The following is a 12,345-nucleotide window of genomic DNA, read 5'->3' as shown; positions in this document are numbered from 1 at the left end:
TTCTGGAGGGCCGCTGATCAACGCGCCCGCCGTCGGTTGAGCGTGTCCGAAACCCTTGCCGGCGGTACATGTTCAGGGCCCGTGACCATCTCGACCAGAGAACCACGCTCTCCGTAGCGAAGTACCGGCTTTTCGTTGGTCGAGCATGTCGAGACCTTGAGCTTGTCGAGATCTCAGGTGTGCCGCTGCGGCAGCGGGTCTCGACAGGCTCGACCAACGAAAGTCGTCGGCAAAGCCTCGACCGACGTGGACGAGCGGGTTGTGCGGCGACGGGCGGTCTCTTGTTGCGAGACCTGGCCACCGGGCCGCACTCACGGCCGATTTGTTGCAGTTTGGACACGTCGTGGGGCGCTCCCGCTACCGACCGAGATTGCGCCAGTAGCCTGAGTCGACCCCGGTAGGAGCCCCATGTCACGCGCAGCACTGTCGCTGGCGACGGTGAACCGTTCGCCCGCCGAACCCCTGTTCCGTGCCCTGGCGAGCACGATCGCCCCGATTCTGCGGCTGTTCACCAGGCAGGATTGGCGCGGTGGTGACAAGGTGCCACGCACCGGCGGGGTGATCGTGGTGGCCAACCACATCTCGAATTTCGACCCGGTGGTGCTGGCCCACTTTCTGGTCTGGCACGGTCGCTGGCCGCGCGCGCTGGCCAAGAGCGAGCTCTGGCGGGTGCCGGTGGTCGGGTGGCTGGCCCGTTCGCTGGGTCAGATCCCGGTCGAACGCCGCACAGCCCGCGCGCTGGAGTCGCTCAAAGCGGCGGCCTCCGCGTTGGCCCGTGGCGAGTGCGTCGTGATCTACCCCGAGGGCACCATTACCCGTGACCCCGACGGCTGGCCGATGACCGGCCGGCTGGGTGCCGGACGACTCGCGCTCGAGACCGGCTGCCAGGTGTTGCCGATCGGTCAGTGGGGTGCGCAGGAGGTGATGCCGGGGCGTCACCTGGTCTTTCCGCGACTGCTGCCTCGGCGCACCATGCAGGTGCTGGTGGGCGACCCGGTCGACCTCACCGACCTGCGTGAGGCACGCGACTCGCCGAGTGCCGCGGCAGAGGCCAGCCTGCGAATCATGGACGCTGTCACGGCTCTGGTGGGTGAACTGCGCGGCGAGGCGCCCCCGGCCGATCGTTACGACCTGCGGGCCGGACGCCGCCTGCCCCGTGACTGGGCCGGCGAGGTCTGAGCGCCGATCCGGGCTGAGAAGGCCCCAGCCCGCCGCTTGTCGAGCCCTCTCTGTGGCGTCCCGGCGAGGTGTCTCGACAAGCTCACCCAGCGGTGATCGAGCTCGAAATCTCGCAGGTCCTCGCCGGGCTCGACCCGGGTTGTCGGGTCTGCAGAAGTGAGCGCACTAGTGGAGTGTCGCTCCTAATGGTTTGGTAATGGGTGGGATTGGCTTGTCCTGATTGATGCTTGATCGGGAGGAGTCGTATCGTGCCCAGGCTGAAGGATCATGTCGTCGCGTTGACGGCTGAGGATCGTGTGAAGTTGACGAGGGTCGTGTCGCGGGGGACGCATCCGGCGCGGATGATTGCGCGGGCGAGGGTTCTGCTTGAGCTGGATGAGAACGCGAGGGTCGTGCCGGGTCGGCGGGTTGTCGCGGAGCGTGTCGGGGTGTCCGAGCAGACGGTGTATTTGATCGCGAAGCGGTTCGTCGAGTCCGGTGGGGATGCCGATGAGGTGATTCGCCGTCGCAAACGGGTCACGCCGCCGGTGCCACCGAAGGTGACCGGGGATGTCGAGGCGCGGGTGATCGCGCTGGCGTGCACGAGACCGCCGGAGGGGTTCGACCGGTGGTCGTTGCGGCTGCTGGAGAAACACGTGGCCCTTACCGACGGGCTGCCGCCTCTGGATCACTCCACGATTGGGCGGGCCCTGAAAAAGGGGGGCTTCGTCCTCACTTAAAGAAGTGCTGGACGATCCCGCCGAAAGCCAACGCCGAGTTCGTGGCGCGGATGGAGGATGTTCTGGAGGTCTACCACCGGCCCTTCGACCCGGCAGTGCCGGTGGTGTGCATGGACGAGAAGCCGTACCAGCTGCTCGGCCACGCTCGTGACCCGATCCCGGCGCGCCCCGGCCACGATCTCAAAGAGGACTCGGAGTACGTCCGTCACGGCACCTGCTCGATCTTCGTCTGGGTCGAGCCGCTCGCCGGACACCGCCACGTCGACGCGAAGCCGCGGCGGACCCGGATCGACTGGGCCGCGGGCGTGGACCGGCTACTGACCATGGACTACCCCGACGCCAAACGCGTCGTCCTCGTCATGGACAACCTCAACACCCATACCCTCGGCTCGCTCTACGAGGCGTTCGAGCCCGCGAAGGCCCGCGCTCTCGCCGAACGGCTCGAGATCCACTACACACCCAAGCACGGCTCCTGGCTCAACATCGCCGAGATCGAGCTGTCCGCCCTCAGCCGGCAATGCCTCACCCGCCGCATCGACGACCTCGACGTCCTCAACGCCGAACTCGCCGCCTGGCAGAAAGCGACCAACGACGACCAACGGCAAGTCGACTGGCAGTTCACGACAAACGACGCCCGCATCAAACTCCGACACCTATACCCAAATATTTAGACACGACACACTACTAGGGTGGTTGCTGCACCGATCAACAGGAGGACTGATGGCGCAGCGAATCCGGGTGGGCATCGTTTTCGGGGGTGCCAGTTCGGAGCACGACGTCTCGTGCATGACCGCAGGCGGGGTCAGCCGGGCGATCGACGCCCAGCGGTTCGAGGTGATCGGCATCGGCATCACGCCGTCAGGGCGCTGGGTGCAGGTGGCAGCCGACGAATTGCGCGATCTGCGCAAGCAGGGCGGCACGCTGCCGCGGCTGAGCGAATCGCGGCCCACGGCGGTGCTGCTGCCGGGTCAGGCCGGCGGGGCTCGGGTGGCCACCATCGAGGGCGACCGGCTCACTGACGTCCACGACTTCGACGTGGCGTTCGCCCTGCTGCACGGTCCGTTCGGCGAGGACGGCACGGTGCAAGGGCTGTTCGAGATGCTCGGCCTGCGCTACGTCGGCTCGGGCGTCGCGGCCAGCGCCAACGGCATGGACAAAGACCTGATGAAACGCCACCTCGCGGCCTCGGGCCTGCCCGGCTGCCGGTTCGTCACGGTGACGGCACGGCAGTGGTCACAGCAGCGCGAGCAGTCGCTGGCTCGGATCGCCGGGCTCGGCTTCCCGGTCTTCGTCAAGCCCGCGCGCGGCGGTTCGAGCGTCGGCATCACCAAGGTCGACCGTGTCGACGACCTTGAGCCCGCGGTGCTGCTGGCGCAGAAGTTCGACCCGAAGCTGGTCATTGAAGAGGGCGTGGCGAACGCCCGCGAGGTGGAGTTCGCCGTGCTCGGGGGACGCGGCGGCCCGCCCCGGGTTTCACTGCCCGGCGAGATCGTGATGCGCCAGGCGGGTGCGTTCTACGACTTCGAGGCCAAGTACGTCTCGGACGACGACGCGGCACTGCTGGTGCCTACCCAGATGGACGAGGAACTGCGCCAACGATCCGCCGACGTGGCTGCCCGCACCTTCGAGGCGATGGGCGCCGAAGGGCTGGCCCGGGTCGACCTGTTCGTCACCGCCGACGGTCGGGTGCTGGTCAACGAGATCAACACCATGCCGGGTTTCACCCACATCTCGATGTTCCCGTCATTGTGGGCGGTTTCGGGCGTCGGCTACACCGAGCTGATCAGCGACCTGATCGATCAAGCCCTGGAGCGTCCGGTCGGCCTGCGCTGAACGGCGACACGCCACACCGTGCCCGCGCTGCGTTGCGCTGCCCCGATGCCCGGACGGCTGCGCCGGCGTGACATTTGTACGGTTCAGGTCGGTACACAGCCTATGTGCAACGTGCCATGGCGGCGGGTGCTCGCGGCTTTCTGGTCAAGGACGGCCCGGTGGAGTCGCTGGCTGAGGCGATCAGGCGGGTCGTGGCCGGTGGCACGGCCGTAGACCTTGAACTTGCCAGGCACGCGTTGCGCGAGGCGTCCAGCCCGCTCACCGAGCGCGAGGCGCAGGTGCTGGGAGTGGCCGAGGACGGCTCGACCATCGCCGACATCGCGGCGAGGTTGCACCTGTCGGCCAGCACCGTGCGCAACTACCTGTCGGCGGCGATCGGCAAGACCGGCACCCGCAACAAGGTCGAGGCTGCCCGCGTGGCCCGGCGCAACGGGTGGCTGTGACGCTTCAGCAGGGCTCGTCGACGGCCGGCGCCTCACGGTCGCGAATCGTCATGGTGAGGTAGATCGCCGAGCCGACCCACACCCCGAACAGGCCCACCCAGTACGACACCGAGACCTGCTCGCCGAACAGCGTGATGCCGAGCAGGAACTGAATCGTGGGGGCCAGGTACTGCAGCACGCCCAACACCCCGAACGGCAGCCGGGGTGCGGCGACGGCGAAGAACCACAACGGAATCGCGGTCACCGCGCCGGCGGACACCAGCATGACGCTCAGCGCGGTGTCGTGGCCGAACTGGCCCTGCGGCCCCAGCCACAGCAGGTACGGCAGGGCCAGCGGGGTGAGCAGCGCCGATTCGATCAACAGGCCCTGCAGGGCGGTCAGGGTGGAGCGCTTCTTCACCACGCCGTACAGGCCGAAGCTGCCGGCCAGGGTGAGCGAGACCCACAGCCCGTCCCAGTTGCCGGCCGAGATCACGATCACTGCGAGCAGCACGATCGTGCCGCCGATCCGTGCTCCCAGCCCGAGCCGCTCACCGAAGAGCAACACCCCGAACAGCACGTTGACCAACGGGTTGATGAAGTAGCCCAGCGACGCCTCGACCACGTGGTGGTTGTTCACCGCCCAGATGTAGACCAGCCAGTTGGTGCCGATCATGACGGCCGCGACCAGCAGGGTGGGCAGAGCCCGACGGGTGAACACGCTGGTGCGCAGCCACTCCCAGGGGCTGCGCAAGGCGACCAGCACCAGCAGCACCAGCACGAACGACCAGACGATGCGGTGGGCCAGAACTTCCAGTGGCCCGGCCGGCTTCAGGGCGGCCAGAAACGGAGGCAGAAACCCCCACAAGAGGTAGGCGGCAACGGCGGCGCCAAGAGCCTGGCTGCGTGAGATCGGTGGCACCTTGGGATGCTTCCATCGCGCAGGCCCTAGTCTCAACCTCATGGCTGGACGTTCGGTGGGCGAGACTGGCGAGTTCGAAGTGATCGGCGCGATCACAGCCGGGCTGCCCACCTCGGCCGCGGTCAGGGTTGGCCCGGGCGACGACTGTGCGGTGTTCTCCGTCGACGGCGACGTGGCCGTCTCGACCGACACCATGGTCGAGAACGTGCACTTTCGGCGTAACTGGTCGGGCCCCAACGATGTCGGACGCAAGGCGGTCGCCTCCGCGGTCGCCGACGTGGAGGCGATGGGTGCTCGTCCGGTCGGCTTGGTGATGGCTCTCACCGTGCCGTCCGAGCTGGAGGCGGCCTGGGTCAGCGAGTTCTCCTTCGGTGTGCGTGAGGAGTGCGCCAACGCCGGGGTGCTGCTGCTGGGCGGCGACCTCAGCCGGGGTCGCGACATCACCGCGACAGCGACTGTGTTCGGCGACCTGCAGGGACGTTCGCCGGTCACCCGTGCCGGGGCGCGTGCCGGTGACGTGCTGGCCGTCTGTGGCCGGCTGGGCTGGGCCGCGGCCGGCCTGACGGTGCTGAACCGTGGCTTCCGGTCGCCGCGGGCCGTCGTGGTCGCCCATCGTGTGCCCGAGCCGCCCTACGGTCAGGGCGTCGTGGCGCAGCAGGCCGGGGCGTCGGCGATGATCGACTGCTCCGACGGGCTGCTGGCCGACCTGGGTCACCTCGCCCGGGCATCGGGCGTCGCGATCGATGTGGACACCTCGACACTCGATGTCGCCGAACCGCAAAGCGTGGTGGCCGCGGCTGTCGGGGGCAGCGATCCGCTCACCTTCATTCTCACCGGTGGCGACGACCACGCGCTGCTGGCCACCTTCGCGGCGTCCGATGTGCCGGACGGCTGGCGGGTGATCGGCAGCGTGTCGCACGGCGAACCCGCGGTCACGGTGGACGGCGCAGCCTGGGACGGCGACGCCGTCGGCTGGCGACACTTCTGAAGCGGCCGTCAGCCGGGTCGAGCGGCGGCGGCACATGGCTCGGTGATGAGGTTGAGCACGGAGAAGTCCGACGCGAAACCTCGTGATCTGGTCAGCGTCGGCAAGTAGTCGACGCAGGCAGTTTCGCTCGTGCTACGGAAACGCCGATTTTTCGCTGGTCGAGCTTGTCGAGACTTCAAACCGAGCGCCCTCACTACGGATTTCGACAAGCTCAACCACCGGTGGGCGCATTGATCAGCACTTGTGGGGCTGCGCCGGTCATGCGCGCCGCACGACCCAGTGACGAAGTCCGGAACAGAAGCAGAAGGCAGCGATCGGAATCCGGCGCGAAACGAGATGCCCGATCGCGATCCTCGTTGCGATGACGGTGGGTCCACGTGGCGCCGACGGCGTGGACGCTGTGTCATGTCACAGCGATGTCATAAGGTGACGCTCATGGCGACCCGCGCGTCTTCCCCACCGCGGTCTCGTAACGGCGCTACGCGCAGTTCCGCACCGCGGTCGTCCGGAAGCAAGAACTCATCTGCCCGCAACTCCTCGCGGCGTGCCCCGGCGAAGAAGAAGTCGTCGGGCCTGCTGCCGGCGATCGGTCGCGGCATCGCCGCCGTCTGGAACGGCATCGCCCGGGGCGTCGGCGCGGTGGTGCGCGGCATCGGGCACAGCGCACGCGACCTCGACCCGGCACTGCGGCGCGACGGCGCCGGGCTGGCCCTGATCGGGCTGGCGGTGCTGATCGCCGCCGAGTTCTGGTTCGGCATTCCCGGTGCGGTGGGCCGGTGGATTCACGTCGGGGTCAGCACCGTCTTCGGCACGCTCAGTGTCGCCCTGCCGTTGCTCGCCCTGGCGATGGCCTGGCGCACCCTGCGGCACCCCCAGCACAACGGCCCGGCCGGACGGCAGGTGGTCGGCTGGAGTTCCGCGCTGCTGGGCCTGCTGGGCCTGATCCACATTTCGAAGGGCATGCCGCGCTTTCCCGACTCCGAAGCGGTGCGCGAGGCGGGCGGGGCACTGGGCTTTATCGCGTCCACGATTGTGGCTGACCTGGTCAGCGTGTGGGTGGCGGTGCCGCTGCTGACTCTGCTGCTGCTGTTCGGCGTGCTGGTGATCATCGGCATTCCGCTGCATGAACTGGCCACCCGGTTCGCCGAGTTCAAGGCCAAGCTGCCCACCCGTCCCGAGCCCGAGGTGCCCGCCTTGCGCTACGGCGTCGACGAGGCCTACGACACCCCGATCGTCGGCGACGTCGGGCCGGCCGAGATCGACCACTGGGCCGACGAAGAGCCTGAACCCGAGCCGCAGCAGGCTCGGCCGGTCACCGCGGGCAGGGCGCCGGCGGTCGATCCGCCGCCGGCCGATCCGCCGGCAGTCGAGCAGGCCGAACTGCTGGCCCCTGAACACAGCCACGCTCCCGCCCGCGCCGAGCAACTGCAGCTCACCGGCGACGTGCAGTACCTGCTGCCCGAACCGGCGGTGCTTAAGCCCGGGTCGGTGCCCAAGGCGCGCACTCAGGCGTCCGACGCCGTGGTGGGCCGGCTCACCGAGGTGCTGCGGCAGTTCGAGATCGACGCCCATGTCACCGGCTACATGCGCGGCCCGACGGTCACCCGCTACGAGGTCGAACTCGGCCCCGGCGTGAAGGTCGAGAAGGTCACCGCGCTGGCCAAGAACATCGCCTATGCGGTGGCCTCGGCCGACGTGCGCATTCTGTCGCCGATTCCGGGCAAGTCGGCCATCGGCATCGAGATTCCCAACGCCGACAAAGAGATCGTCTCGCTCGGTGACGTGCTGCGCAGCCCGGTCGCGCGCAACGACCACCACCCGATGACCGTCGGCCTGGGCAAAGACGTCGAGGGCGGTTACGTGGTGGCCAATATGGCCAAGATGCCGCACCTGCTGGTGGCCGGCGCCACCGGGTCGGGCAAGTCGAGCTTCATCAACTCGCTGATCACCTCGGTGATGATGCGGGCCACCCCCGATGAGGTGCAGTTGCTGCTGGTCGACCCCAAGCGGGTGGAGCTGACCCATTACGAGGGCATTCCGCACCTGGTCACGCCGATCATCACCAGCCCCAAGAAGGCCGCCGAAGCGCTGCAGTGGGTGTGCCGCGAGATGGACACCCGCTACGACGACCTGGCCGCGTTCGGCTTCAGGCATGTCGACGACTTCAACAAGGCGGTCAACGCGGGTGCGGTGAAGCTGCCGCCGGGTTCTGAGCGGGTGCTGGAGCCTTACCCGTACCTGCTGGTGGTCGTCGACGAGCTGGCCGACCTGATGATGGTGGCGCCGCGCGACGTGGAGGACTCGATCGTCCGGATCACCCAGTTGGCCCGAGCCGCCGGCATTCACCTGGTGCTGGCCACGCAGCGGCCGTCCACCGACGTGGTCACCGGCCTGATCAAGGCCAATGTGCCCTCCCGGCTGGCGTTCGCCACGTCGTCGATGACCGACTCGCGGGTGATCCTCGACTCTCCCGGTGCCGAGAAGCTGGTCGGCCAGGGCGACGGGCTGTTCCTGCCGATGGGGGCTTCGAAGGCGATCCGGGTGCAGGGCGCCTGGGTGACCGAGGCCGAGATCCGGCAGGTGGTGGGTCACGTCACCCAACAGCTCGCAGCCGCAGTACCGCGACGACGTCGCCGCGCCCGCCGAGGCGTCGACGAAGGTGGCCGAAGACATCGGCGACGACCTCGAACTGGTGCTCGAGGCGGCCACCTTGGTGGTGAACCTGCAACTGGGGTCGACCTCGATGCTGCAGCGCAAGCTGCGGGTCGGCTTCGCCAAGGCCGGACGGCTGATGGACATTCTCGAGACCAGGGGAGTGGTCGGCCCCTCGGAGGGTTCGAAGCCGCGCGAGGTGCTGGTCAAGACCGACGATCTGGACGAGGTGCTGGTCAACCTGCGCGAAGGCTGAGGCGCAATCGCAGCCAGGCGTTTCGACGCGCCCGACGGGCGGCGGCTGAGATACATTGCTGCGGTGGCTGAGCGCGTCCATCTGGTGTCACTGGGTTGCGCGCGCAACGACGTCGATTCAGAAGAACTGCTGGCCCGGCTCGAGCTTGGCGGTTTCGAACTGACCGACGACCCGCAGGCCGCGGCAGCGATCGTGGTGAACACCTGTGGGTTCATCGACGCCGCCAAGAAAGACTCAGTCGACACCCTGCTGGCGGCCTCCGACCTGAAGCAGACCGGCGCCGCCAAGGCTGTCGTGGCAGTGGGCTGCATGGCCGAGCGCTACGGACGCGAACTCGCCGACGCCCTGCCCGAGGCCGATGCGGTGCTCGGCTTCGACGCTTACCCCGACATCGCCGAGCGGTTGCGCTGGATCATCGACGGCGGGCACGTCGAGGCCCACCGCCCCCGCGACCGCCGGCACTTGCTGCCGCTGGCACCCGCGGAGCGTCCGGCCGCCGCCGCCGATGGTGTGGTGCTGCCCGGGCATGCACCCGCCAGCGGCCCGCGGGTGCTGCGCCGGCGCACTCATGGTGGCCCGATGGCCGCGCTCAAGGTGGCCTCGGGCTGCGACCGGCGGTGCACGTTCTGCGCCATTCCGTCGTTTCGGGGCAGCTACCTGTCACGGCCGATCGACGAACTGGTGGCCGAGGCGCGCTGGCTGGCCGAGCAGGGCGTGAAGGAGCTGTTCCTGGTCAGCGAGAACACCTCCTCCTACGGTAAGGACCTGAAGCTGGGTCCGCATGCCCTACAGCATCTGCTGGCCGAACTTGCCAAGGTCGAGGGCATCGAGTGGTTGCGGGTGTCGTACCTGCAGCCGGCCGAGCTGCGGCCGGGCATGATCGAGGGCATGCTGGCCGTCGACAAGGTGGTGCCCTACTTCGACCTGTCGTTTCAACACGCCGCCCCCGGGGTGCTGCGCCGGATGCGCCGCTTCGGAGATCCGGACTCGTTTCTGGCGCTGCTCGAACGGGTGCGGGCCGCGGCTCCGCTGGCCGGGGTGCGGAGCAACGTCATCGTCGGCTTTCCGGGTGAGACCGAGTCCGACTTTGCCACCCTCATGCAGTTCGCCGCCGAGGCTCGGCTCGACGCCCTCGGCGTCTTCGGCTACTCCGACGAACAGGGCACCGAAGCGGAGCGGCTCGACGGCAAGCTGGGCGAGGAGGTGATCGCCGAGCGGCTCGAAACCATGGCCGAACTTGCGCAAGAATTGTGCGACCAGCGCGCCGCCGAACGGGTGGGTCAGAGCGTCCGGGTACTGGTCGAAGAGCCGGACGGCACGGGCCGGGCCGAGCACCAGGGGCCGGAGGTGGACGGCTGTACCCGGGTCAGCTCGTCCACAGCGTCGGTGGGTAGCCTGGTGTCCGCCGTGGTCGTCGAGGCCGACGGAATCGACCTGATCGCGACCGAGGCCCCATGACCGACCAACCCAGCCGGCTGAACCCGGCCAACGCACTCACGGTGCTGCGCATCGTGCTGGTGCCGGTGTTCGCCTGGATGCTGCTGAGTCATCCGGACGACCTGGGCTGGCGGCTGGGTTCGACGGTGGTGTTCGGCCTGGCCATCGCCACCGACGCGCTCGACGGCCGGATCGCCCGCAGGTACAACTTGATCACCGACTTCGGCAAACTCTGGGACTCGATCGCCGACAAGGCGCTCACCGGAATGGCCTTCATCGGCCTCAGCATCGTCGGTGAACTGCCATGGTGGATCACGGTGCTGGTGCTGGCCCGCGAGTGGGGCATCACCTGGATGCGGCTCGCCATGCTCAAATACGGCGTGATGGCGGCCAATGCCGGCGGCAAGCTGAAGACCGTGCTGCAGAGCGTCGCGTTGTTGTTGTTCCTGCCCGGGCTGCCCCTGATGCCGGGGTGGCTCCAGTGGATCGCCTGGGTCGTGATGGCGGCCGCGGTGCTGCTCACCCTGGTGACCGCGGTGCCCTACATTCGCGAGGCCCTGGTGTTGCGCCATACCGGCCGAACCGCACAGGAGAAGCCGTGACCGAACGCGGGTTGGCCCAGCTCGTCGGCGAGACCCTCGCCCAGCGACAGCTCACGCTGGCCACGTCGGAATCGCTCACCGGCGGGCTACTGGGGGCAACGATCACCGCGGTGCCAGGGGCCTCGCGGTACTACCTGGGCGGGGTGGTGGTGTACGCCACCGAGCAGAAGGCGCGGATCGGCGGGGTGAGCCGTTCGGTGCTCACCTCGCACGGCGTGATCTCGCAACAGACCGCCATCGAGATGGTGGTGGGCGTGCAAGAACTGACCGGCGCGGACTATGCGCTGGCCACCTCCGGAGTCGCCGGCCCAGACCCCCAGGAGGGGCACGCGCCGGGCGTGGTGTGGGTGGCGGTAGTGGGCCCAACGATCGGGTCGATCGAAGCCTCGCCGGTGGCGCTGCGCTACGAGTTCGACGGCGATCGGCTGCAGATTCGTGAGCAGACGGTGGCCGCCGCCCTGCGTATGCTGCTCAGGCTGCTCGATCCGACCTAAGGGGAACAGAATGCCCGCGCGGCGCGTTGAGCAAGATTATCGTTGGACCAACACTGATTGGGTAAAGTCGTGGGCATGATCGCTGCCGAGGCCGGCCGGCCGCTGCTGATGCGTGAACTGCTAGGCGAATCGCTGCGCGAGTTGCGCACCGAAGACAGCCGCACACTGCGCGAGGTGTCGTCGGCGGCCCGGGTCAGCCTCGGTTACCTGTCCGAGATTGAGCGCGGGCAGAAGGAGCCATCCAGCGAGTTGCTGCACGCCATCTGTGGCGCTCTCGGGGTGCCGTTGTCGTTCGTCCTGCGCCGGGTCAGCGACAAATTCGATGATCGCGATGTCGTTGCTCACTTGGGCATGCGCGCCGGTCGCGTGGCCGCCTGAGGTGCGCGAGGCCGAACTCTGGGCTCGGCTCACCCGACATTTCGGGCGAGTGCAGGCCCTGGTCTGGGCCGAGGGGCATGTGATCGGCCAACTGGGCAGTCGCACGGTGCGCGAAGCGTTGGCTGCGGGGGTGCCGTGTAAGCAGATCTGGCACGCGGTGTGGCAGAACCTGGAGTTGCCGGCCGCCGATCGGTAGGGAAACGCTGATTTTCGTTGGTCGAGCGTGTCCAGACCTCAGGCATCGTGCTTGAGACGGCTTTATACGCTCAGCGAGGGTTGCGTTGATGAGCGTTTCCTTTCGATCGGCGGGGGAGCGTGTTGGATCCCTCGCTGACGACGCGGTGGGTGGGGTGATCGGACGGCTGTGCTTGGTCGGGACGGCTGTGCTTGGTCGGTCGAGCTACGGCGTGTCGGGCAACTTTCGAACAGTTGTTCGGTAGTGTCGGTTATGCACAGACGAACG

Annotated in this window: 12 protein-coding genes and 1 pseudogene; 12 read left to right on the top strand and 1 reads right to left on the bottom strand. The window is 68.1% G+C overall.

Annotated elements, in window-relative coordinates; all coding sequences use genetic code 11:
• The first annotated feature begins 423 nt into the window (after positions 1–423).
• The 5 genes from QM721_RS08455 to QM721_RS08435 all read left to right on the top strand — a co-directional run bounded on the left by QM721_RS08455 (position 424) and on the right by QM721_RS08435 (position 4,174).
• Entirely contained in the window at positions 424–1,179 is a 756-nt protein-coding gene (locus QM721_RS08455) for a lysophospholipid acyltransferase family protein (RefSeq protein WP_415121067.1), read from the top strand.
• Positions 1,180–1,607: 428 nt separating this feature from the next.
• Complete coding sequence (locus tag QM721_RS08450; RefSeq protein WP_415117914.1) at positions 1,608–1,898, top strand: helix-turn-helix domain-containing protein; 291 nt, start codon at positions 1,608–1,610, stop codon at positions 1,896–1,898.
• On the top strand, positions 1,787–2,569 hold the full coding sequence (locus tag QM721_RS08445) for an IS630 family transposase (RefSeq protein ID WP_415118598.1): 783 nt from the start codon (positions 1,787–1,789) through the stop codon (positions 2,567–2,569). Before QM721_RS08450 ends, QM721_RS08445 begins: the two co-directional genes overlap by 112 nt.
• Before the next feature lie 49 nt (positions 2,570–2,618).
• On the top strand, positions 2,619–3,731 hold the full coding sequence (locus tag QM721_RS08440) for a D-alanine--D-alanine ligase family protein (RefSeq protein ID WP_415120887.1): 1,113 nt from the start codon (positions 2,619–2,621) through the stop codon (positions 3,729–3,731).
• 104 nt (positions 3,732–3,835) lie between these two features.
• Positions 3,836–4,174 carry a response regulator transcription factor gene (locus QM721_RS08435; protein ID WP_415120885.1) on the top strand — a complete coding sequence of 113 codons (339 nt, stop codon included), beginning with the start codon at positions 3,836–3,838 and terminating at the stop codon, positions 4,172–4,174.
• Positions 4,175–4,178: 4 nt separating this feature from the next.
• Here QM721_RS08435 and rarD read toward each other — a convergent pair whose 3' ends face one another.
• Complete coding sequence (rarD, locus tag QM721_RS08430; RefSeq protein WP_415120883.1) at positions 4,179–5,075, bottom strand: EamA family transporter RarD; 897 nt, start codon at positions 5,073–5,075, stop codon at positions 4,179–4,181.
• A gap of 40 nt (positions 5,076–5,115) precedes the next feature.
• Here rarD and QM721_RS08425 point away from each other — a divergent pair, with 40 nt between their 5' ends.
• The 7 genes and pseudogenes from QM721_RS08425 to QM721_RS08395 all read left to right on the top strand — a co-directional run bounded on the left by QM721_RS08425 (position 5,116) and on the right by QM721_RS08395 (position 12,078).
• On the top strand, positions 5,116–6,063 hold the full coding sequence (locus tag QM721_RS08425; RefSeq protein ID WP_415120881.1) for a thiamine-phosphate kinase: 948 nt from the start codon (positions 5,116–5,118) through the stop codon (positions 6,061–6,063).
• 435 nt (positions 6,064–6,498) lie between these two features.
• A pseudogene (locus QM721_RS08420) lies at positions 6,499–8,971 on the top strand (DNA translocase FtsK).
• Positions 8,972–9,034: 63 nt separating this feature from the next.
• Positions 9,035–10,429: a 30S ribosomal protein S12 methylthiotransferase RimO gene (gene rimO / locus QM721_RS08415; protein WP_415120879.1), complete on the top strand. Its 1,395-nt coding sequence runs from the start codon at positions 9,035–9,037 to the stop codon at positions 10,427–10,429.
• Positions 10,426–11,010, top strand: coding sequence for a CDP-diacylglycerol--glycerol-3-phosphate 3-phosphatidyltransferase (pgsA, locus tag QM721_RS08410; protein ID WP_415120877.1), 585 nt, complete (start codon positions 10,426–10,428; stop codon positions 11,008–11,010). The genes rimO and pgsA overlap by 4 nt, the downstream gene beginning before the upstream one ends.
• Complete coding sequence (locus QM721_RS08405) at positions 11,007–11,504, top strand: CinA family protein (RefSeq protein ID WP_415120875.1); 498 nt, start codon at positions 11,007–11,009, stop codon at positions 11,502–11,504. The genes pgsA and QM721_RS08405 overlap by 4 nt, the downstream gene beginning before the upstream one ends.
• Positions 11,505–11,579: 75 nt before the next feature.
• Positions 11,580–11,882, top strand: a complete 303-nt coding sequence (locus tag QM721_RS08400; RefSeq protein WP_415120873.1) for a helix-turn-helix domain-containing protein — start codon at positions 11,580–11,582, stop codon at positions 11,880–11,882.
• Positions 11,836–12,078, top strand: coding sequence for a DUF3046 domain-containing protein (locus tag QM721_RS08395; RefSeq protein ID WP_415120871.1), 243 nt, complete (start codon positions 11,836–11,838; stop codon positions 12,076–12,078). The genes QM721_RS08400 and QM721_RS08395 overlap by 47 nt, the downstream gene beginning before the upstream one ends.
• The last annotated feature ends 267 nt before the right edge of the window (positions 12,079–12,345 follow it).

Origin of the sequence: Micropruina sp., from assembly GCF_047602085.1 — a bacterium.
Classification (GTDB): Bacteria; Actinomycetota; Actinomycetes; order Propionibacteriales; family Propionibacteriaceae; genus Micropruina.
The sequence above is the reverse complement of the archived record's forward strand: the minus strand, read 5'-3'. Positions and strand labels throughout refer to the sequence as shown.